We start from the raw sequence: 22,431 nt of genomic DNA, 5'->3' as shown, positions 1-22,431 counted from the left end.
CTAGCACCATTAATTTACAAATCTTAGCTTTTAGGATAAAGTAATAACCAAAATTTGAATTGATGAGTAAAAAATTATACTTACATATATCCACGTAGGTTTTCCAATTTATAAGGGCGTTCTTTACAATTAATTCAAAAAATTCACTGATGCCAACGCCACGTACTGTTTTATATGCTAGAGAGGTAAAGAAAGCTACTCAGAAAAATGAACACGTTTATCAATAAACTAATTTCTACGAGCGTAATGTTGATCTTCACTGCGGCTGGTTTCGTAGTATTAGCATTTTCGGTAGTCTTGATGATGGTTGAATCCCTCGTCTCGCAAGTGTTGTCAGAAGCAACAGCACTACAAAATAATTCTTTAACAGAACGTGTTACTAGCGCGGAAGAACCGTCTAGAGGTTCCCAAATTTGTTAAAGGCTAATGCCTTGGTACTTGGCAGATCAATTTGACCAGTATTCAGGGGCGAACTGCGGGTACGGGCGCGGAAGATAAAGCAGCCTGCTCCTTGGAATCGTCTGGAGTTCCGTAGTAGATACCCCGGCCATTGGTACCAATGAAGACCAAGCCAAACTGCTGCCAACTCGCCTCCATCACATTTGGCTCGCCACCGATGGGATTTTGCTTAGAACCGATGCTTATCCAAGTTTTGCCTCTGTCGAGAGAACGGAAGATTCCCTCGCCCATACCAGAAATTTTTCCATACAAATAAAGCGCCGGAGTTGTACTTCCTGTCTGTGGTTTCCCGAAACTAAACAAATGCGCCTTTTCTACCGAAGGCAGTTTAGAAAACGTTTTGCCACCGTCTGTGGAATGGAATAAACCTTCCCAGTCTAAGCTGAGCCAGACTTCATCTTTCGCGTCTGGAACTGTTTTTAGTGCATAGGAATAATAGTCACTATTAATATTGGGAATCGATGAGTTAACAACGCTGAAGGATGCACCTCCGTCAGTGCTGCGGTAAACTTTGCCGTCGCTGTAATAGTAAAAAGTATTGCCATCTACTTTATCCGCCACCAACGGCTGACCCCAATACCACGGGCCTTCTGGGCCATTAGGTAGTCCTGACACTGCACTCCATGATGCGCCGCCATCAGTGGTACGTAGGGGTGGAGCTTTACTGACAGCTACAACGAATAAATTTGGGTTAGTTGCCGATATAGCTACGCGCAGTGGCATTGATGCCGGAAATGACCCAAACCGCTTCCATGTTAATCCGCCATCTGTTGAAGTTGCTCCTGTATAAGTTGAGTTCCACCTCGAACCGCCAACGCGGACGATACGCAAAGGGTCGGTTTGGGAGTAGGCGATCGCATAGGTGTCGCGATTGGCGTTATTTATGGGAGAAATACCTTCAAACCTTTTGGCGGGAAAGGCGTTCAGTCCATTGTTGTGATAGAAACCGTCTACATCGGCTACCCCGCTCAACAAGACAGCGCCTTTGGGAGGTGCAGCGATCGCAAAAGCAACTACTTCTTCGTGTCCTTGCTCATAGTTAGTCCAAACGGCCGGATTGGCGTTGATATTGTCTGTCTGCCAAATTCCAAACCCGTCAGTTAACCATACTTTCCCTGGAACTTTTGGGTCAAACTCAATAGCGGAAGTCCACAAGGAAAACATGGAGTCGTCCCACCAAGGAACGGTATGGTTTATCGATGCCTTTTTCTCTGTCCAAGTGGCACCACCATCTGAGGTTCTGTAAATTTTAGTAGAGGTAGATTGACCCAAGGCTACCAGTAGGTCGTTGGGATTATTCGGGTTAACACCCAAGGCATTAAAAGCTGCTGGTTTGTTTTCTGGGGTGATGTTGCTCCAAGTTCCCTTTTCATACTTGCTAACCCCTGCCATGTGGGTTACGTACAGAATACTGTTGTTAGCAACAGCCATTCGCTGTGCTTGTGCTGGACTTGCCGCTATTTTGCTCCACGTAACACCCGTGTCAGTAGATTGGTAAATACCGTCTCCGTAAATATTGGCATAGACTAAACCTGGTACTTGGTTGTCAAATACAATGCCCAAGACGCCAACGCCTTTGGTAAAAGTTGGAGATAAAGTTGTGACTTTTGCCCATGTCGCGCCTGCATTCTCCGACTTCCACAGGCCATCGTGCCGCGAACCAAAGAAAATAATGTTGGAGTTGGCTGGATTGACAGCTAGCCTTTTTCCCGCCCAACGATGCTCGTCGTTGCTGTCCATCCCTAAGTCTATGTTTAGTTTAGTCCAGTTTTTACCTTGATCTGTGGACTTAAAAATTGACCCTTTGGGTTGCCACTGGGAGTATTTACCTGCGGCCATATAGACGATATTTGGGTTATTGGGATCTGTCGCGATCGCTTCTCCCCCGTAATATGTTTTCTCTTGCATTGAGAAGCTGTCATTTAATGGAATCCAGGTTTTATCTTTGGCATTCCAGCGATAAAAGCCACCAACGTCGGTTCTGATATAAACCAGATCCTTTTGGGCGTTGTGGGTGTAGACACCTGTAACAAACCCTCCGCCTCCTATCGACACGTTAGCCCAGCGATACCCATTTGCCCCGACGTAGGAAGTTGGCTCAATCGGTGTGGACACAAGGTCTGCTCCTACAATCGGCTGTTGGTTGCTACTTGCACTACAACCAAGCATAATGCCAATAAAAACAGGAGCCACAGCTCGATGGAGAAGTTGTAATATCATGATTGACTAAATACTGGTAAGATTACAGCCATTTTGCAGAGAATAATTGAGTTATCTACTCGTACATTTCAAGTTTTAATGAAAAATTATCAAGCATTCCATAGCTCAATGCCAAATGTGTAAATATTAAGTATCTTTATAAAAGCTTTAAACTTCCAGGGAAAATTCTCACGAACGCACACTGTTGTCTGTGGTAAATTAATTTTGTTTGCCTAGCAAGAGATTGACACCCAATTACAATAACTTTAACTGCTGCTGAGATATTTTTGCCAGTCTGTACTAGCATTATTGGCAATTGACTAATTTATTCAATGAAATATGCTGACGGTCTGTAGAAGACAGTCTGAAATATGCAGTAGCGATGAACCAAGGCAAACTGAGGAGAAAAATGTGCTGGAGCTGATGAGCCACCTGCTCAAAAAAATGATGAGCATTGTACCAATCCCTAATCTTCCGCCGCTAAAGACTCCCAAGCTGCGATCACTATCTATAAATCTCTTTTTCTGGAAGTCCTCATTTGTAGAGCCTCAAAGTTTTTCCCGTAATACTTGCTACTTTGAGGGACGACAAGCATGAGCTTAAAAACTCAAGTCATGAGGGGAGGAATCTACCTGGTATTGCGTCAGGGACTGGGAGTATTCATCAGTCTGGCGGGAGTGATGCTAGTTACCAAGGTGATCGGCCCAGAAAACTACGGTCTGTACGCTGCCGCTGTCAGTATATTTTTGTACCTCCAGATGCTCAGTCAGTTAGGTATTGAAGTTTATCTGGTGCGGCGAGAAGGGGAAGAAGAACTAGGAGTATACCACCAAGCTTTCACCCTACTGCTATTGCAAGCGTTGGCGGGAATGCTTTTAGCTTTTTTGGCGCTTCCCTTAATAGAAAGCTGGGTGAACATTAAAGGGTTTCGCCCGGTAGCGCAAGTCTTGTTTCTGGGGCTTCCCGTCGTTCTCCTCAATCAAGTACCGATGGCCCGGCTAGAGCGCAATCTAGATTACAAGCGGGTAGCTTTAATTGAACTTCTCGGTCAGTTATTTTACTACGTGATAGCCTTTCCATTGGCTTTTCGGGGAGCCGGAGTGTGGGCGCTGGTGGCTGGATGGTGGCTACAGCAAGCTCAAACTCTAGCACTACTCTACTGGAGTGCAGGCTATCGTCCCCGCTTTGCCTGGAACTGGGATTTAGTTAAGCAGATGTGGGGGTACGGCATGAGCTTCTCCGCGTCAATTTGGGTCTGGCAACTGCGTACCCTAATCAACCCCTTGCTAGTAGGTAGGTTCGCTGGGGCCGAAGCGGTGGGATACGTGGCTTTAGCCATCCGCATTATCGAGATTCTTGGTTTTGTCAAGGCAGCAACCTGGCGAATTTCTATCGCTACCCTCTCCCGCTTGCAGGGGGACAAAGAACGCCTAGTAAGAGCTGTAACTGAAGGCATGGGTTTACAGATATTAGCAGTGGGACCCCTGTTAGTCGGAGTTAGTTGGGTTAGTCCTTGGCTAATTCCTCTAGTATTTGGCGATCGCTGGCTTCCCGTAGTACAAGTTTATCCTTTTATTGCCTTGGGCTACCTGACCAACTCCCTGTTTAATATGCACTCCTCCGCCCTCTACGTTCTGCGGCGAAACTGGGAAGTTACAGCCTTTCACATCGTACACATGGCTCTTTTTGCGGGAGCAGCATTTTTGCTTTTACCCCGCCTGGGATTAATCGGATACGGTTGGGCTGAGATAGTGGCCCTGACGAGTTACGTTGTAATTCACTTCTATTTGGTGCGGGATATTGGCAACCCAGACTATCGACTGACTGGCTTGTGGTGGGGTGCTTTTGCTGCGGCTCTGTTTGCTTATCAGTTAGGATGGTGGGCGGCGCTGGGATTAGTAGTGGTGGCTTTGTTGCCCAGTACGCACCGAAAGCTGAGAGATTACATTAAAAGTATCAGGGGAGCAAAGTCTGAAGGCGCGTCTTGAAGTTAGCGCGATCGTAGCTACGGACTCTCAATGTTAAAAGTTATACCATTAGATTTTAGAATTGCAACACTTAAAGTTCTGAAATCCTTTACAGGCAAGGGCTTCCCAATCGGAAATGGTATTAGCGGCTCATCAGAAAATTCAGATTAATTTTCCTTCCCTATGTCACCAGCTCAAACTGTAAGTCCCCTCCTAAACTTCTTTGAAAAAAGATTCGCCATTCTTACCCTGGTAGCTTTCACAGGTGTTTTGAATTTTGCCAGCTATTACAATGTGTCTGAGGGCGTACCAGGATACGGCTTTTACGTCTCGTCATTTTTTGACCGTCTGGTGTCGCTGCTGCAATATGGGATTTATGCGACAACTTTATTCTTTATTGTTGCCCGGTTCAAAAGTGTTGTTCGCCCTGCTCTAAGAGACCCATTCTTATTAGTTTTAATAGGAATTATCGTAACTTCATTCTTTTGGTCTGATTTCCCAAGTATATCGAGAAAAGCTGGTATATTTGCATTAACAACAACCTTATTTGGATTGTATCTTGCTTCCCGCTTTAGCTTAAAAGAGCAGTTAAGAATAATAGCATGGGCGTTGGGTATAGTCGCAGTATTTAGTTTATTGTATACGCTAGGTTTGCGGGGATCGGGAATAGAAAATGGGACTCATTCGGGAGCTTGGCGAGGACCATTGTTACACAAAAATCTCTTTGCTCGGCTGATGCTTGTATGTGCGTTTCCTCCATTACTAGCTGCTCTGGATATTCGCAGCAAGTACCGCTACCTTGCGTTCGGTGTTGCTGGTCTAGCAATTGCTCTAATTATACTTTCAACTTCTAAAACTGCTCTGGTTATCTTTCTTACTTTGATACTTCTTCTACCTCTGTATAGAGCTTTGAGATGGAGCGATAACCTGGCAATTCCTTTCTTCATCACTGCGATATTAATAGGTGGAAGTATGGCTACATTTACTGTAGCTAGTTGGGACAATTTGCTGTTTAGTTTAGGGAAAGATCCTACCCTCAGCGGTCGTACAGAGATTTGGGAAGCTGTCATGCATAAAATTTGGGAGCGTCCTTGGTTAGGTTACGGGTATCAGGCGTTTTGGATAGAGGGAGGAGAGTCAGATTATGTGTGGCGCGTACTTCGCTACAGGGTGTATCAGGCTCACAATGGTTTTTACAATATAGGAGTAGAAATTGGTTTATTAGGAGCGTTGTTTTTCGTGCTTAGTGTGGCTTTTGCTTATATACGAGCAATCAAATACGTGCGTACAAGTACAACTTCAGAATCTCTATGGCCTCTAATTTACTTAACGTTCTTGCCTATGTATAATTACACCGAGAGTACGATTGTCGAACCAAACTCTATTTATTGGGTTTTGTTTGTCTCAATCACTTTCTCTTTAAGAAATGTCCAAGCGGTAACGACTAGGAAAGAAACCGAAAGATTCAGGGAAGAAACTGTGAGTAAAACCGGGATAGAAAGCTTTCCTTAATGTTTCTCGTACCCAGGCTGGAACGGGAGGTACCTCCACCCTCGCAACCACCAAACTTGCGGAGAATGTAAGACGGAGCCTCACAGTAGGCATTCCCAGGCTCAGCCTGAGTACGAGATAACAAGATATCAGGGTAAGCTGGTTACGCATTTCGTCCGATAAATTACTTTGCGCTACCTATCAAAAATAGAGGGATTATTTCATGAATACCCAGATGAAGCTATCGGAAAATACGCAACAATTGCTCAATTGTCCAGTTTGCCAGTCAAAGCTAGAATTGGTCAACGAGGAATTTGAATGTACAAATTCTGAGTGTAAAGCTCATTTTCCTGTGGTTGATGGAATACCTGTTTTAATCAATGAGTCGTCGAGTATCTTTTCTTTTAGCGATTTTTTAAATCGCCAAGATACAACTTTCAATTTTCAATCCCAGTCAAAATTGAAAAAGGTTGTTGCAAATCTGCTCCCGGATATTCATGCCAATATCAAGGGAAAAGCTAATTACAACAAGTTTTTAAAGCTGGTAATGGAGCTGAATAAAAAGCCTAAGATTTTGGTAGTTGGTGGGGGTATAGTAGGAGATGGAATGGAAGCTGTTTTTTCCAATCCAGATTTGGAAATTGTTAGCACTGATGTTTCTTTTGGCCCTTGTACAGCATTAATCTGTGACGCTCACGACATACCCTTTGCTGATAACTCGTTTGATGGGGTAATTGTACAAGCTGTACTCGAACACGTTCTAGATCCCAACCGATGTGTAGAAGAAATTTATCGGGTACTTAAAAAAGGTGGAGTAGTTTACGCAGAAACTCCCTTTATGCAACAAGTACACATGGGAAGATATGATTTTACTCGCTTCACCCATTTAGGACATCGCCGTTTGTTCCGCAAGTTTGAAGAAGCTTCTAGTGGCGCAGTGTGTGGCCCGGGAATGGCATTAGCCTGGTCATATCAATACTTTCTTTTGAGTTTTGTGAAGTCTGATGCGGCAAAATCTGCGGTAAAAGCTTTTACCAGGTTGACATCCTTCTGGTTAAAATATTTAGATTATTTCTTGATTGATAAGCCTGGTACATTTGATGCAGCATCAGGATATTATTTTATCGGGACAAAGAGCGATCGCGTTCTTTCTGACCGAGAATTGCTTAAACTCTACAAAGGTATACAATAGAGTTTTTGCTCATTAAGATTTGTAAAAATTTATTGCCGGATTTAAGATGTCTAATGTGGCAATTTTTCTCACCTCCCTCGAAGGTGGTGGCGTTGAGAGAGTGCTAGTTAACTTGACTCGTGGTTTTATCGAGCAAGGTTTAAGCGTAGACTTAGTTTTAGTTAAAGTCGAAGGGCCTTTCCTGCCTCTGGTTCCGCCAGAAGTAAACATCATAGACTTGCAGGGTAAGCGGCTAATAACCAGCCTTCCTGCGCTAGTACGCTATCTAAAAGAAAACAAACCGCAAGCTTTACTTTCGGCTTTGGAAGATACGAACTTAGTGGCTTTATGGAGTCGAAAAATAGGTGGCGTATCTACTCGAATGGTAGTTAGCGTGCATAACACTCTTTCCATAGAGTCCCAAAATTCAACCCAACTTAAAAGGCGAATTTCACCTTATTTGGCACGCTGGTTTTACCCGTGGGCTGATGCAGTTGTTACAGTATCTCAAGGGGCGGCGGATGATTTAATAAAATTGGGTTTGTCTAAGGAACTGGTTAAAGTAATCTACAACCCAGTTGTTACCCCAGAACTTTTTAAAAAAGTTGCTGAACCTGTGGATCATCCTTGGTTTGCACCGGGTTCGCCTCCGGTGATTTTGGGTGTGGGACGCTTGGAAAAGCAGAAAGATTTTCCAATGCTAATTCGCGCTTTTGCACAAGTGCAGCAGCAGCGTCCGGCAAAGTTGATGATTTTGGGTGAGGGAAAAGAACGTCCACAACTTGAGGCTTTGGTGCAGGAACTAGGTTTAACGGAAGTTGTAGCTTTACCTGGTTTTGTAGCGAATCCCTATGCTTATATGGCTGCATCGGATGTGTTCGTTCTTTCATCTTTATTTGAGGGGTTGCCTACTGTATTAATTGAGGCGATGGCTGGAGGAACCAGGGTGGTTTCTACCGATTGCGAGAGTGGCCCTGCTGAGATTTTAGAGCACGGTCGCTATGGAAAATTAGTACCTGTGGGAGATGTCAAGGGGATGGCAGAAGCTATTATTAAGAGTTTAGAGGAGCCTCGAAATTCTGAAGCTTTACGGCAAAAGGCTGCGGAATATTCCCTAGAAAATGCTTTAACAGGGTATCGGCAGGTATTGAATGTTAGCTAAAGCTATTTTCTTCCTTTGCTTCTGCTTTAATTAGAGGAATTTATTAGGTTGGGTTGAGGAACAAGCCCTAGTAAGGAACTTTGGGTGAGCTTCCTCAACCCAACCTACAAATTCAGTAATCCTTGAGCGGGAAGAAAGTAAGATAACGACTGGTGAAATTTAAAAATTTTGAAGAGATAAAGCATGAACGGTAATCCTAAAGTTAGCATTCTCATTAATAACTACAACTATGCTCGTTTCCTGTCGGAGGCAATTGACAGCGCTCTTAATCAAAGTTATTCTCACACTGAAGTAATTGTAGTAGATGACGGTTCTACCGATAATTCACGGGAAATTATTGCCAGTTACGGAGATAAAATTACCCCAGTGCTAAAGGAAAATGGGGGACAAGCTTCGGCTTTTAATGCTGGTTTTGCAGCGAGTAGTGGGGATATTATTTGCTTTTTAGACGCTGATGATATCTATGTGCCGGAAAAAGCGGCAGAAGTTGTAGAAGCGTTTAGCGATCGCGCAGATTTAGAATGGTGTTTTCACTCGCTTAAGTGGGTGGATGCCGAGGGTAAACCTACTGTTACTGAAAAGGGTAATGAAGGTGGATCTATTAGCAAGAACGGGTCTGAAAATCCCAAACGCGAGTACGATCTGAGAGAATACATCAAAAAGGGAAAACTGAAGGATAAATTAGACAATCTTCCTTCTACGACAGGACTTTGCTTTAGGCGATCGCTTCTACAACAAATTTTACCAATGCCTGAAGCCAAGAGAATTGGTCTTAATGATGGTTATTTGGAATTTACGGCAATAGGACTGGGTAAAGGTCTGATTTTTGATAAAGAATTAGCTCTTTATAGAGTACATGGCTCCAACGCTTATTCGATGAGGAAGGATAAGCAAAAGGTGCAAGCGAGAATAATTGTTCTTACAGCCTATTGGATAAAAAAGAAATTTCCGTCGTTTTCTAAATTTACCAATAATTTGTTAGCAACAGGTTTGGGTATGTATGGGCGTTCTGGAGGAGTTGAAGAAGAATGTCAGGAATTTGTCAAAAGTTATTTATCTTCAGTGACGCTACCAGAAAAAATGGAGATTTATGCGAGGGCGCTTTACAACTATCTGAAAAATACTAAATTTTAAAAAATTAATAATAATAGATATAGCAGCATCCGGTAAGTCGCTCTCACGACGAGAGTGCGATAAACGAAAAAATATTCGTTTAGGACTGCTGTATAACAAAAATTGATAATTGAGCAATAGTCAATCTACCAAGCTCAATTAATAAGACAGGGAAAGCAAGATGAAACGATTCATAACAGTGCTAGTTTCTCTAACCGGGCTGGTTTTTTATGCAGTCCTGGCGGAGGTTCCAAGGGCGGCTAAAGCCCAGGATGATCCGTGCTTTATGGTTGCTCCGGGAGGCAGAACCGTCAACTTAGGTCATCTGTGCGGCGGCGACTCGACTAGCAAACGGGCGTTTCAAGCCCCAATCAAACGCCGACTAGGTGGTACACCCGTAATTGATGTGACATTTAATGGCGGGCAAACTTACGAGATGATTCTAGATACCGGGGCTAGCGGGACGATGATTACCCGCCGAATGGCATCCGCCTTGCGGGTTGTGCCAGTGACAACGGTTAAAGCTGATACTGCCAGTGCGGTAGGAGTAGAATTTCCTGTAGGATACGTGCAATCAATGTCTGTAGATGGTGCCGTTGCCAATAAAGTGCTAGTAGCGATCGCAGGTGCAGATCAAGACATTGGGCTTTTGGGGCATGACTTCTTTGGCAATTACGATGTCACCGTGAAACGGGATGTGGTGGTGTTTCAACTACGCTGAGGTGGTCGGGGAAGATAAAATGCTTACCCTGTGGCGGAAGCGGCGCTAAATCCTAACTGCCAGCACGACACCGCGATCGCCCAATCTTCCTGAGCGTGAACAATTAGCACCCGGATCTTTGATTCAAAAGTGGCGATATCGCGATCGCGCGGGGATGCGGCATTTTCTTGGGGATCTAGTTGCAAACCAAGAAATTCAAAAGCTGCACAGGCTTGCTCTCTTACCGCCGCTGCATTTTCACCGACACCGCCAGTAAACACCAGTGCATCTAAGCCGCCTAAACTTGCAAGCATGGCACCGATGTGCTTGCGGAGTGAATGCACGTAAATATCAAACGCCAAAGTTGCGCGTGGGTTTTCTTGAGCGATCGCACTCAGGATATGGCGCATATCCCCCGATAAGCCGGAAATCCCCTTTAATCCGGAAAGCGAATTGAGCATTTTGTCAAGCTTTTCGGCATCCATCCCTGACTGGCGCAATAAATGAATTAAAATCCCAGGATCGACAGAACCTGAACGGCTGCCCATCATCAACCCTTCTAGGGGCGTAAACCCCATCGTGGTATCGATGCTGTAACCGTTAAGAATTGCCGCCAGGGAACAACCATTTCCCAGATGACAGGTAATCAGGCGCAGAGAGTCGAGGTTTCTCCCCAGAATTTGTGCAGCGCGTTGAGCGCAGTATTGATGGCTGATACCGTGGAAACCATACCGCCGGATACCTTGTTCTAACCACTCGTAAAGACCAGGATATACATAAGCTGCGGGCGGTAGTTGGCTGTGAAAGGCGGTGTCAAACACAGCAACTTGGGGAACGGAATTACCAAGAATTTGCTCTATGGCTTCAATTCCCTCAAGATTGACTGGGTTATGGATGGGGGCATATTCCGCAAGACGAGCGATCGCGTCTTTGACTTCGGCTGTAATCAAAGTGGGGAGGCGATATTCTTCTCCCCCATGCACTACCCGATGACCGACAATATCAATATCTGTAGGTTTTTCCACCACCTGAGTATCGCCACACCAGAGAGTTTCCAACATAGAAGCGATCGCTTTTAACCGATCATCTAGGGGTAACTTGTTCTCAAAAACCGCACCTCCTCTAGTTTTCACCTCAATTAAAGCCATCCCAGGCTGCTTCGTCCAGTCAATCTGCGCCTCCCACAAAGGAGTTAAGGGTTCCTGTGGTAAAGAGTCCCCTAACTCATACAAGCAACTCTTCTGGGTGCTAGATCCCGCATTCAAAACTAATATCTTCATTTTTTCGTTCCCAAGCTCAGCCTGGGAATGCGTATGTGGAGGCTCAGCCTCTTGTTTAGATACAAGAGGCTGAGCCTCTTGGAAGGCGTTCCCAGGTTCAACCTGGGAACAAGCGTAAACAGCTTCTCTTAGCCGCCTCTGTGCTTGCGGGGTTGGGGTTCCTCTAATAAGGCCATTTCCAATCGCGAATTTCCGGCATATCCTCGCCGTGTGTGGTGATGTAATGCTGATGCTCAATCAACTTATCGCGCAGCATTTGTTTCACATAAGCCGCTGCATATCCCAGTTCTGGCACCCGATCGATGACATCCCCCACCAGGTGGAAGCGATCCAAATCGTTGAGAACCACCATATCAAACGGCGTAGTTGTTGTGCCTTCTTCCTTGTAACCCCGGACGTGAAGGTTATTGTGATTCGTCCGGCGGTAGGTGAGACGATGGATCAGCCAAGGATAGCCGTGATAGGCAAAGATGACAGGCTTATCAGTGGTGAAGATGGTGTCAAAGTCTTTATCAGACAAACCGTGAGGATGCTCACTTTTTGGCTGAAGCGTCATCAAGTCAACCACATTCACCACCCGCACCTTCAGATCGGGGCAGTGCTGACGGAGAATGTCAACTGCTGCCAAAGTTTCTAAAGTGGGAACATCTCCAGCGCAGGCCATCACTACATCTGGTTGGCTACCTTTATCATTACTCGCCCATTCCCAGATACCAATACCTACCGTACAGTGCTTGATTGCCGCATCCATATCAAGGAACTGCAAAGCGGGTTGTTTTCCGGCGACGATGACATTGACATAGTTACGACTGCGTAAACAATGGTCTGTCACCGACAGCAGGGTATTAGCATCGGGGGGTAGGTAAACCCGGATGATTTCTGCCTTCTTATTGACAACGTGATCGATAAAGCCGGGGTCTTGGTGGGAAAAACCATTGTGATCCTGCCGCCAGACGTGGCTTGTTAGCAGGTAGTTGAGGGAAGCGATGGGTCGCCGCCAGGGAATGTGGCGAGTAGTTTTGAGCCACTTGGCGTGTTGATTGAACATCGAGTCGATGATGTGGATGAACGCCTCGTAACAGGAGAATAACCCGTGGCGACCAGTTAGGAGATATCCTTCCAACCAACCTTGGCACATATGTTCGCTTAAGACTTCCATCACGCGACCATCAGGCGAAACATTGCCGTCGATGGGGAGAATTTCGGCGGTAGATACTCGGTCTGTGACTTCAAATACAGAACTGAGGCGGTTTGATGCCGTCTCGTCTGGCCCGAATAATCGAAAGTTCCGGCGTTCGCCGTTGAGTGTCATGATGTCCCGCAAGAACATTCCCATGACGCGGGTAGCTTCGGTGGTAACGGTGCCTGGTTTGGGGACATCGACAGCGTAATTGCGGAAGTCTGGCATCTTCAGGTCTTTTAGTAACAAGCCACCGTTAGCGTGGGGGTTCGCACCCATGCGGCGATCGCCTAATGGTGCCAGTTCTTTAAGTTCGGGAATTAGCGTTCCGTTTTCATCGAAGAGTTCTTCGGGTTTGTAACTCTTCATCCAGTCTTCGAGCATTTTCAGCTGCTCTGGCTTGTTCACCAAGTCTGATAATGGGACTTGATGCGATCGCCAGTAATTTTCTACTGGTTTACCATCTACTTCTTTTGGCCCCGTCCAGCCTTTGGGAGTCCGCATGACAATCATCGGCCATTGGGGGCGCTTGCTGAACCCATTGCTTCGGGCATCTTGTTGGATGTCTTTAATTTCTGCGATCGCACTCTCCAGGGTTTGCGCCATCAACTGGTGAACATCTTCAACAGGATAAGATCCCTCAACGAAATAAGGCTTGTAGCCGTAGCCAACGAACAGGTGTTCCAGTTCCTCATCACTCAGCCGCGCTAACACTGTTGGCCCAGCGATCTTATAGCCATTCAGGTGTAAAATCGGCAGCACAGCCCCATCGTGGACTGGGTTAAGAAACTTATTACTGTGCCAACTGGTAGCGAGGGCCCCAGTTTCCGCTTCTCCGTCCCCAACAACGGCACAGACAATCAGATCCGGGTTGTCGAAGGCAGCACCGTAGGCGTGGACGAGTGCGTAACCGAGTTCTCCGCCTTCGTGAATTGATCCGGGAGTTTCGGGCGCAACGTGGCTAGGGATACCACCGGGGAAAGAGAACTGTTTGAACAGCGACTTCATGCCCTCAGCATCCTGGGATATGTTGGGGTAGAACTCGCTGTAAGTGCCTTCTAAGTATGTGTTGGCGACTAAACCGGGCCCGCCATGACCAGGCCCAGCAATGTAGATTACCTGAAGGTCATACTTTTTAATCAGGCGATTGAAATGGACGTAGATGAAGTTCAGACCCGGAGTTGTTCCCCAGTGTCCAAGTAGCCTGGGTTTGACCTGTTCTATCGTCAGCGGTTCTTTGAGTAGCGGATTGTCTAATAAATAGATTTGTCCGACGGAAAGGTAGTTAGCAGCACGCCAGTAGGCGTTGATCTTGTGCAGTTCTTCGGCGGTCAGCAGACCTTTTTGGAGTGTGGGAGCGATCGCTTGAACCATAATGATTTTCTACCTTCTGGATCGTGGGAATTAGTTGGTAGCAGTACGAAATGCAACTGACAGCTTCAAATTACTAAATGAAGTTGTCTTGTTGCCATAATTATCTGTGCGACATCCAGATCCGTGCCAATTTGTTAAGAATTGCTTTAACAAGTTGCAAAATTTTATTAGTTTTGTTTCAGAACTATTTCTCTTGACGGATGCAAATAAGGAATATAGTAATCCTAAATAATTCGTGAAACCCTGTAGGGACACGGCACTGCTGTATCCTTACACCAAGGCGAATACTTGTTAACAATCTAAATAGGATTGCTAGATTCCATTCGGAATAAGTTGATAGTATTGACGGATGAATTTGTCAGTGCCAGAGGCAAGTCCTGAATCAGACCTCACTTTTGCGACCTGGCAAGTGGCAGTATAACCGTAAACGTCGTCCCTACTCCAGCTTCACTTTGTACGGAAATCTGACCCCCATGTGCCTCTACGCACTTTTTAACAATCGCTAGACCAAGACCATTGCCAGGAATTGTGCTGACATTTCTAGCGCGATTGAAAGGTTGAAAAAGTCTTTTTTGGTCTTCTAAAGGAATACCAATCCCCCGATCTTGAATCCGAAAAATGACTGTTTTCTCCTGACCAATCAGTTCAAACCAAACTGTGCCGTCTTCGGGTGAATACTTAATTGCGTTGGCGAGTAAATTTCCTAAAATATGCCGCAACAAGTTTTCATCCCATAGCGCCTCGCCCAATTCTCCTTGACAGTTGAAAACAATAGTAAAATGCTTTTCACCTGTACTAAGTTGTAACTCTTCGACCAGTTGGCGGCAAAACGGTTCTAAAGCTAACTGAGTAGGTTGATACTGAAGTTTACCTAAATCGGCTTTACCGATTAATAAAACCTCGTTCAATAGCTGATCCATGTTTTTGATCGCCGAACGCATCCGCAAGAAGTGAGTAAGTTTTGTCTCCTTGGTTAATTTGTCGTCATGGTTTTGGAGAAATCCAGTAGAGAGGAGAATAGTAGTTAGTGGATTGCGGAAATCGTGAGAGAGCATCGAAACAAATTCAGATTTCATCTGGCTGACTTCTTTAGCTTTAACCAGTTCAGCCGTTCGTTCCTGAACCCGAATTTCTAACGCTTCATTTGCCTCTCGTAATGCTTCCATAACTTGCGATCGCTCAATCGCATAGCGTATAGAGCGAACCAGCAGGTCTACATTCAGCTGCCGCTTAACTATATAATCTTGCGCCCCCTGCCGAACCGCCTCAATTGCTAATTTCTCATCATTCGTATTTGTTAGCACCACAATCGGTAAGCTAGGGGCGTGGCTGTTTAAGGGAGCCAGGGATTCTAATCCTTGACTATCTGGTAGCGTCAGATCCAACAAGATGATATCAAAACAATCTTCCTTGAGTCGGTTGAGGGCTTCCCCCAATCGCTTGACATGAACCAGACTAAACTGATTGCCGTTGGCTTGCTTCAGATATTCTTGCAAAAGTCTGGCTTCTGCCAGGTTGTCCTCAATTAACAAGATTTTTATTGAGGTTGCAGGCATAGTCTTTTAGTTTTTCTCCCTCCGCTCCCCAATGTTTGAGTTTTGAGTTTTGAGTTTTGAGTTTTGAGCCAAAAGTGACGAGTGAGAAGTTTTAAGTGTAAATAAATTTTGAATTTAAAACCATTCCCTGAGCTAAGCCAAGGGGTCAAAATTCCTAACTTCTCACTTATAACTTCTAATTCCTAACTTCTCATTTTTAACTCAAAACTCAAAATTTTATTCTGACGGTAGGGTGACGGTTTCTAGCCAAAACTCTTCAATCCCTTTGACAATTTTGAAAAGCTGGCTGAGATTGCGGGATTTAGTGATGTAGCAATTTACGTGCAACTCATAGCTTTGGGAAATGTCATCCTCGTTTTTTGAAGTTGTCAGCACTACCACCGGAATGCGTTTTAGGTTAGGGTCGGCTTTAATTTCCGCCAGAACCTCTCGACCATCCTTCTTCGGCAAGTTCAAATCCAACAGAATCAGGTCTGGACGAGGTGCATCAGCATACTCGCCTTCCTGACGTAAATAAGCCATAGCATCCATGCCATCCCTGACAATCATTACTTGATGTGGCACCGAGCTATTTTTCAACGCTTCTTGAATTAAGCGGATATCAGCTTTATTGTCCTCCACCAAAAAGATTGTTTTGAGCTTTTCGTCCGTTTCTACGCTCACGATCGCGTCCCCCTACTGGAATCGTAAAGTAGAATGTCGCACCCTGACCAAGTTGCGACTCTACCCAGATGTTGCCTCGGTGGCACTCTACAATCTTCTTGCAAATAGCCAGACCCATGCCTGTACCAGCATACTCATCCCGCGTGTGCAGGCGTTGAAAGATGACGAAAATGCGATCGCTAAACTGCGGATCGATGCCAATGCCGTTATCCCGCACTGAAAATAGCCACGCATCCTCTTGGCGAGAAACTCCTACATGAATTTCTGGCTGCTGGGTACTCCGGAACTTGATAGCGTTGCCAATCAGGTTCTGGAACAACTGCATCAGCTGCGTACTATCAGCCATGACGCTTGGCAAAGGATCGTGGGTAATAACAGCTTTGCTTTCCGCGATGCGTCCCCGCAAATTGCCTAAGGCTCGGTCTAAAGGTGTCTCTACTTCCGTTAGTTCAAACTCGATACCCTGCACATCCACCCGCGAGTATGCCAGCACATCATCTATCAGCGTCTGCATCAGGCTGACTCCCTCGACAGCAAAGGTAATAAACTCTTTGGCATCTTGGTCAAGTTGCTCTTCATAGCGCATCTCTAACAGTTGCACATAGTTCGCTACTTGATTTAGCGGTTCTTGTAAGTCATGGGAGGCGACGTAGGCAAACTTTTTCAGTTCAGCGTTGGAACGTTCTAGATCGTGAGCTAACTGAGCCAGTTCATCGGCTTGACGCAGCACAATATTAATAATTGCCTTTCGCAGTTCAAGCGCTGCTTTAATTTCCACCTGTTTCCAGGGTAAAGATGTTAAACGAACCGTTTCTTTCCACAATTCAAATGATTTCCGAGGGGACAGATGTACGCTTCCCTCTGAGTGAGTTGCTTCAAACGCCTTATTGGGATCGCCTCCCCAATTGACAGTTTGAATCACTTCTGGTCGAAACCACAAAACATAGTTTTTCTTGGAAATTGGAATAGCTAGTAAACCACTGGCGACGTTTTTGAATTTTTCTGCGTCCGGGTAAGTTTGAGCCAGAGAATTTGTGTAGAAGACTTCTTGATTGACATTATTTTTTAGCCATTGAACTAAAAAAATCAAGTCTTCTTCTTTAGGAGTCTCGCCGACAGTTGTGCAAGTCCCACCAAAACACACGGCTGCTCCTTGAGCGCTGGCAAGATCGAGGAGATTCGGCTGGTGTTTAAGTAAACCATCAATAAAATTTTCTTCTTGGGACAGATATTCAATCAAAGCTGATTGGATATATGTCAACTTCATGCGATAGTCGTAGTCTTCTGTTTCTTCTCTAACTGAAACTTCTGAAAAGATTACTCTTCCTAAGAACTCACAAGCTTTACGCAACTCATAGGAAACATACTTTGCCGACTGATGATGACAAGCAATAAGTCCCCAAAGTTTTTGATCTTTAATCAAAGAGATAGTCAGACTTGCACCAACACCCATGTTGTGCAAATACTGTATATGACAGGGAGAGGCGCTTCTCAGAATGGAGTTTGTTAAATCTAGCGATCGCTGATTTATCGGATTATTCACAGGGAAGATTTGAACAGGCTGAGAATTGGCATCTGGTATTAATCTGATCCAATTGGAAGCGAATAATCTTCTCGCTGGTTTAGGAATATCTGACTCTGGGTAGTGAAGACCTAGATAAGGTTCCATACTTTCTAGTTTTTCTTCAGCAATGACAGACCCATGCCCATCATCATCAAATTTATATAACATCACTCTGTCAAATCCAGTGACTTTTCTCACCTCTTTGACAATGATTTTACAAAAGTCCCGGAGACTTGATGTTTCTTCTAGCTGATTGATAGAAGCTCTAGCTAGATGATAAAAGCTTAAAAATGGAATATTTTCTTGGGAAACTGCTGGTTCCAGTTCCAGAATCAAAAATCTGTCTGAATTACGGTGAAAAACTGCATCAAATACTAAGAAGTCATCACCTTTTTTTCTGATCCAAACCTTTGTAGGGTTGATGTAATCAAGAGTTTCCTCTGCTAGTCCGGTTTTAATTCTTTCTACTTGAAATGGATCAATAACTTCATCCAGTTGTTTTCCAAGTATATTTTCGGGGGTTATTCCAAAAATAGTGGATGTATTACTGCTAACTTGTAATATTTTTAGTTCAGGCTCTTCCAAAACGAAGATTAACCCGTGAGGCTGAATTTGACCACAATTATGGATTGATTTTTGTTCCAAACTAGCCAAATTAACATCTTGTATTTGTAAATCTATTTCCGCCATGATTCTCCTTTATTATCCGGCGTAACAAAAACTAGAAAACTCATAGGATATGAAATCCTATCGTGGGTAAAATACCTAAATGTAACTTCCGTACCAGTTAAAAATTTACTTGGTTGATGCCGCAGACGGAAAGGGGCTGGAAAATTTTGTTCTTGACTCTAATTAGCCGTCTTTCGCAGTTTTTCCCTGACCTGCTTGCGTTCATCAGCATAGCACAGGTATTTAACTAGCATTCCTATAGTAAATGTTAAAAATTGTGCGGCGACAAGACACTTTTTTACTCGTTTTATTTTTCCTAGACAGACGACGGGATAACGATTTCTAGCCTGAACTATGCAATTGTAAGACACGCAACTTTGGTTATGTGTCTTACAATGTAACAATTTATTCGTAATCTGTAACTCTTGAAAATATCCTCTTGATGTTTTGAAATCTTTAGCAGTACCACCGGAATGTGTTTTATCATCCTTCTGCCGCTGCTTTCGGGGGTAGCGGAGGCGGCGAGAGTTTCTGGAAAACAATATGTTTGAGTACAAATCTCGTTCTGTAAAAATTTGCTAAACAACAATACGGTTCAATTAGAGTTAAAAATTTAGAATATGCAATTTGTTAGTTCAGGTTCCTCAAACGCCACGCCCGCGAATAACCGTGACTCCCATTCCCTACAGTTACTTTGAACAAAAGCAACTTTTTGGTTTTATATTAAATAAAAAGATATTTTAATTGTATATTACAAATTTTCGTAAATAATCCTATATATTTCTATAAGAAATTCTACAGTAAGTTTACTCTTCCAACAACATTAGCCGCATTGGATCTAACCGGACGTACCAAGGGGAAGATTGGTCTTTGAAAACCGCCCATTTTTCTTTAAAAACTTCTGCTTGCAGATGGTAATCGTGAGGAGTGATGGGGGAAGAGTTGAGCTTGAGATATAGAGTCATTCGGTGTGGGGTTTCACTGCTTCTCACCAACCAACAGGGGAAAGTATTCTCTTGATTCGGGTCTTTAGTAAAGGTTACTTGATGGGCGCGAATTCCGACGTAGGAGAGCAAATCTGAAACAGGTTCGATAACTTGGAGAGTGCAACCCCAATCTATTGCTTCTACTTCTTGGGATGCACTAATTCGGGCGCGAGAAAAGTTTTTGCAACCTGTTAATTTGGCAACGCTTACAACCTTTGGGCGCTCAAAAATATTCTGCTTTGAACTGTAAGCGATCGCATTCCCTTTTTCCAGCACCAGCAAATCTTGACAAACCCGATAAGCTTCTTCCAAATTGTGCGTCACAAATAAAGTCACGCCCTGATAATTCCCCAAACTGGCGATTAATTGCTGTTCTATCTGACTTCGCAAGTGAGTATCGAGTGCGGAAAAAGGTTCGTCCAATAGTAGCGCTTCAGGTTGACTTGCCAAAGCCCTTGCTAAAGCGACTCGCTGCTGTTGACCGCCAGAAAGTTCGCGGGGATATCGGTGAGAATATCCCTGCAACTGCACCGCTGCAAGTTGGATTTCCACCTGCTGTTTAATTTTGGAAGCTGAGGTCTTTTTTGGTAAGCCGAAAACAATATTTTCAGCAACAGTTAGGTGAGGGAATAAGGCGTAATTTTGGACTAAATAACCGATACAGCGATCGCGACTTGGAATATCTATTCCTTGTTCTGAGTCAAACAGCACTCGCCCATTTAAAACAATCCGTCCTTGGGTGGGTGTTTCGATTCCAGCAATGCAGCGCAATATCATACTTTTACCAGCGCCAGAAGCGCCCAGCAATCCCAAAGGCTGTTCATCGCTGCTGAAGCAAACTTTTAATGTAAAGTCAGAAAGTTGCTTTTGAATATCAACAAAAAGTCCAGAATGGGGAATTGGGAATTGGGGATTGGGAATGGGGGATTGGGATAAGTTTTGTTTTTGCCTTTTTCGACCATCTTGCCAGAAATTGACAGATGCGATCGCTAATAAAGAAATACCCATAATCGCCAGCGCCCAAAACCAAGCTTCATTCATCGCCCCCGCTTCCACCGCAAAATAAATCGCCATTGGAATCGTTTGCGTTTGTCCCGGAATATTGCCAGCTAACATCAAAGTAGCGCCAAATTCTCCCAAAGCACGGGCAAAAGCCAACGTTGTTCCCGCGATAATTCCTTTAATAGCTAAAGGTAAACTAATTCTCAAAAAAATTGACCATTCAGAAGCGCCAAGAGTTCTAGCTACTGCTAATAAATTCGCGTCAATTTGTGCAAATGCTCCCAATGATGTTTTGTACATTAATGGGAAAGCAACTACTGTAGCAGTTATTACAGCGGCGTACCAAGTGAATACAATGCTAAAATTTAGAGGCAGCAGCATCCCAATAAAACCATTTTTTCCGAACAACAGCAGTAATAAAAAGCCTACGACTGTTGGTGGCAAAATCAAGGGTAAAATAAAAATTGCCTCAATTAGCGATTTCCATTTTCCTCGATATCCTAGCATCCAATAAGCAGCTAAAATGCCCAGAAAGAAGGTAATAATGGTCGCAATTGAAGCAATTTTAAGAGAAATCCATAGAGGAGATATATCAAGTGGCATCGGCAATTTTTTTAATGCAAAAGTAAAAATACGAGGCGATTGGAAATCGCGGCTACACAAACCAAGTCCGCCTCCGCGGACTCATTCAGCCTGGGTCGGCAGGCTTTGGCTGTGTAGCCCAGACTTCTAGTCTGTGGGCGATTTGCAAATACGGTAAGCTCCCAGGTTTTATACTTACTTTACAGTCCTTCTTCCGTTCCCAGGCTCCATAAAACGAGATTAAAATAGAAAATTTTATTTGCCATAGAAATCTTAACTTATTTAGAAACTTCTCCCTTTCCTCCTCCTTTGTGCCTCAGCAGTTCGTTTTTCACAACTCTGCCGAGAATAGCTATATCCCAAATCCATATTTTTGAAATAGCGTTCTAGCTTGATTACTAAATAGGAACTGGATATATTCTTTAGCCGCAGGTATATTTTTGCTATTTTTAAGCACTGCTACGGGATAAACAATCGGGGAATGTAAGTTTTCTGCGGCTGTTGCTACCTGTTTTACCTGCTGTGATGTTCTCGCGTCTGTAGCGTAAACAACACCTGCATCAACGTTGCCACTTTCTACCGCTGCTAAAACTTGACGAACGTTGTTTCCTAGCACAAATTTTGGTTTAATTTGCTGCAAAATCCCTAAATTTATGAAGACTTGTTCAGCGTATTGTCCTGCTGGTACGCTTCGTGGTTCTCCAACAGCAATTTTTTTCACTCTAGCGTTTGTCAGTTGGCGGAAATTGCTAATTTCTGAAGAATTTCTTGGCACAATCAAAACTAGACGATTAGTTAGCAGGTTGCGGCGAGTATCGGGGAGGATAAGTCCCTTTTCTTGTAAGGCATCAATTTGCTTTTTGCTAGCAGAAATAACTACATCCGCTGGCGCACCATTTTCAATTTGTTGTTGTAAGGCACCGGAAGCACCAAAGTTATAAGTAACGTTAGCGTTCTGTTTGGTTTGTGGGTAAACAAGCTGAATTTCTTGGAGTGATTCTCTTAAACTAGCGGCGGCAGATATGAGCAATTTATTATTTTTCTGTGCCACAAAGGGAATGTCGAGATTTGCTCGGATTGTTAAGATGGTTAATGTAGCAAGGAGTAAGGAGAAAAATATAATAATGCGTTTTTTTGTCATAGATTATCTGAGTTGTTAAAATTAATTGATTTTGAAATATTGCTAAATCTGTCGCAGATCTGAGGGGGCGACATGAAAGCTAAAACGTTGATACAATGAGCTTCATAGCCCTCATCCCTCGTAAATAATGCTCTAATTTATTGCGATTTAATCTCATTAAATCTTCAACGAT

The 22,431-nt window shown here is 44.1% G+C and carries 15 protein-coding genes; 7 read left to right on the top strand and 8 right to left on the bottom strand.

The genetic code is table 11. From position 1 onward, the window contains the following. The first annotated feature begins 246 nt into the window (after positions 1–246). Positions 247–420, top strand: a complete 174-nt coding sequence (locus tag NDI42_RS15660; RefSeq protein ID WP_190456556.1) for a hypothetical protein — start codon at positions 247–249, stop codon at positions 418–420. Between the two features lie 42 nt (positions 421–462). Here NDI42_RS15660 and NDI42_RS15655 read toward each other — a convergent pair whose 3' ends face one another. After that, positions 463–2,679, bottom strand: coding sequence for a hypothetical protein (locus NDI42_RS15655; RefSeq protein WP_190456554.1), 2,217 nt, complete (start codon positions 2,677–2,679; stop codon positions 463–465). Between the two features lie 572 nt (positions 2,680–3,251). Here NDI42_RS15655 and NDI42_RS15650 point away from each other — a divergent pair. From NDI42_RS15650 to NDI42_RS15625, 6 genes are all read left to right on the top strand, one after another. Next, positions 3,252–4,646, top strand: a complete 1,395-nt coding sequence (locus NDI42_RS15650; protein WP_190456552.1) for an oligosaccharide flippase family protein — start codon at positions 3,252–3,254, stop codon at positions 4,644–4,646. A gap of 162 nt (positions 4,647–4,808) precedes the next feature. Then, on the top strand, positions 4,809–6,137 hold the full coding sequence (locus NDI42_RS15645; RefSeq protein ID WP_190456550.1) for an O-antigen ligase family protein: 1,329 nt from the start codon (positions 4,809–4,811) through the stop codon (positions 6,135–6,137). 202 nt (positions 6,138–6,339) lie between these two features. Beyond that, positions 6,340–7,308, top strand: coding sequence for a methyltransferase domain-containing protein (locus NDI42_RS15640; RefSeq protein ID WP_190456548.1), 969 nt, complete (start codon positions 6,340–6,342; stop codon positions 7,306–7,308). A gap of 46 nt (positions 7,309–7,354) precedes the next feature. Next, positions 7,355–8,449: a glycosyltransferase gene (locus NDI42_RS15635; protein ID WP_190456546.1), complete on the top strand. Its 1,095-nt coding sequence runs from the start codon at positions 7,355–7,357 to the stop codon at positions 8,447–8,449. 183 nt (positions 8,450–8,632) lie between these two features. Beyond that, positions 8,633–9,583 (top strand): glycosyltransferase family 2 protein, encoded by a 951-nt coding sequence (locus NDI42_RS15630; protein WP_190456544.1) that lies wholly within the window; start codon positions 8,633–8,635, stop codon positions 9,581–9,583. 160 nt (positions 9,584–9,743) lie between these two features. Then, complete coding sequence (locus tag NDI42_RS15625) at positions 9,744–10,283, top strand: retropepsin-like aspartic protease family protein (protein ID WP_190417821.1); 540 nt, start codon at positions 9,744–9,746, stop codon at positions 10,281–10,283. Between the two features lie 23 nt (positions 10,284–10,306). Here NDI42_RS15625 and NDI42_RS15620 read toward each other — a convergent pair whose 3' ends face one another. The 7 genes from NDI42_RS15620 to modA all read right to left on the bottom strand — a co-directional run bounded on the left by NDI42_RS15620 (position 10,307) and on the right by modA (position 22,259). After that, entirely contained in the window at positions 10,307–11,542 is a 1,236-nt protein-coding gene (locus NDI42_RS15620; RefSeq protein ID WP_190456542.1) for an acetate kinase, read from the bottom strand. Positions 11,543–11,705: 163 nt separating this feature from the next. Beyond that, positions 11,706–14,096 (bottom strand): phosphoketolase family protein, encoded by a 2,391-nt coding sequence (locus NDI42_RS15615; protein WP_190456540.1) that lies wholly within the window; start codon positions 14,094–14,096, stop codon positions 11,706–11,708. Between the two features lie 389 nt (positions 14,097–14,485). Then, positions 14,486–15,652, bottom strand: a complete 1,167-nt coding sequence (locus NDI42_RS15610) for a hybrid sensor histidine kinase/response regulator (protein ID WP_190456538.1) — start codon at positions 15,650–15,652, stop codon at positions 14,486–14,488. Between the two features lie 216 nt (positions 15,653–15,868). Next, entirely contained in the window at positions 15,869–16,315 is a 447-nt protein-coding gene (locus NDI42_RS15605; protein ID WP_190417814.1) for a response regulator, read from the bottom strand. Continuing rightward, positions 16,260–18,569: a sensor histidine kinase gene (locus NDI42_RS15600; RefSeq protein WP_190456536.1), complete on the bottom strand. Its 2,310-nt coding sequence runs from the start codon at positions 18,567–18,569 to the stop codon at positions 16,260–16,262. Before NDI42_RS15600 ends, NDI42_RS15605 begins: the two co-directional genes overlap by 56 nt. Before the next feature lie 785 nt (positions 18,570–19,354). Then, complete coding sequence (modB, locus tag NDI42_RS15595) at positions 19,355–21,139, bottom strand: molybdate ABC transporter permease subunit (protein WP_190456534.1); 1,785 nt, start codon at positions 21,137–21,139, stop codon at positions 19,355–19,357. 331 nt (positions 21,140–21,470) lie between these two features. Beyond that, complete coding sequence (gene modA / locus NDI42_RS15590) at positions 21,471–22,259, bottom strand: molybdate ABC transporter substrate-binding protein (RefSeq protein WP_190456532.1); 789 nt, start codon at positions 22,257–22,259, stop codon at positions 21,471–21,473. Between the last annotated feature and the right edge of the window lie 172 nt (positions 22,260–22,431).

This window comes from Funiculus sociatus GB2-C1, from assembly GCF_039962115.1.
GTDB lineage: Bacteria > Cyanobacteriota > Cyanobacteriia > Cyanobacteriales > FACHB-T130 > Funiculus > Funiculus sociatus.
The sequence above is the reverse complement of the archived record's forward strand: the minus strand, read 5'-3'. Positions and strand labels throughout refer to the sequence as shown.

Coding starts and splice junctions, on each gene's coding strand:
- NDI42_RS15600 (WP_190456536.1), bottom strand. CDS start 18,569: ATGGCGGAAATAGATTTACAAATACAAGATGTTAATTTGGCTAGTTTG.
- modB (WP_190456534.1), bottom strand. CDS start 21,139: ATGCCACTTGATATATCTCCTCTATGGATTTCTCTTAAAATTGCTTCA.
- NDI42_RS15620 (WP_190456542.1), bottom strand. CDS start 11,542: ATGAAGATATTAGTTTTGAATGCGGGATCTAGCACCCAGAAGAGTTGC.
- NDI42_RS15645 (WP_190456550.1), top strand. CDS start 4,809: ATGTCACCAGCTCAAACTGTAAGTCCCCTCCTAAACTTCTTTGAAAAA.
- modA (WP_190456532.1), bottom strand. CDS start 22,259: ATGACAAAAAAACGCATTATTATATTTTTCTCCTTACTCCTTGCTACA.
- NDI42_RS15655 (WP_190456554.1), bottom strand. CDS start 2,679: ATGATATTACAACTTCTCCATCGAGCTGTGGCTCCTGTTTTTATTGGC.
- NDI42_RS15615 (WP_190456540.1), bottom strand. CDS start 14,096: ATGGTTCAAGCGATCGCTCCCACACTCCAAAAAGGTCTGCTGACCGCC.
- NDI42_RS15625 (WP_190417821.1), top strand. CDS start 9,744: ATGAAACGATTCATAACAGTGCTAGTTTCTCTAACCGGGCTGGTTTTT.
- NDI42_RS15660 (WP_190456556.1), top strand. CDS start 247: ATGTTGATCTTCACTGCGGCTGGTTTCGTAGTATTAGCATTTTCGGTA.
- NDI42_RS15630 (WP_190456544.1), top strand. CDS start 8,633: ATGAACGGTAATCCTAAAGTTAGCATTCTCATTAATAACTACAACTAT.
- NDI42_RS15640 (WP_190456548.1), top strand. CDS start 6,340: ATGAATACCCAGATGAAGCTATCGGAAAATACGCAACAATTGCTCAAT.
- NDI42_RS15635 (WP_190456546.1), top strand. CDS start 7,355: ATGTCTAATGTGGCAATTTTTCTCACCTCCCTCGAAGGTGGTGGCGTT.
- NDI42_RS15610 (WP_190456538.1), bottom strand. CDS start 15,652: ATGCCTGCAACCTCAATAAAAATCTTGTTAATTGAGGACAACCTGGCA.
- NDI42_RS15650 (WP_190456552.1), top strand. CDS start 3,252: ATGAGCTTAAAAACTCAAGTCATGAGGGGAGGAATCTACCTGGTATTG.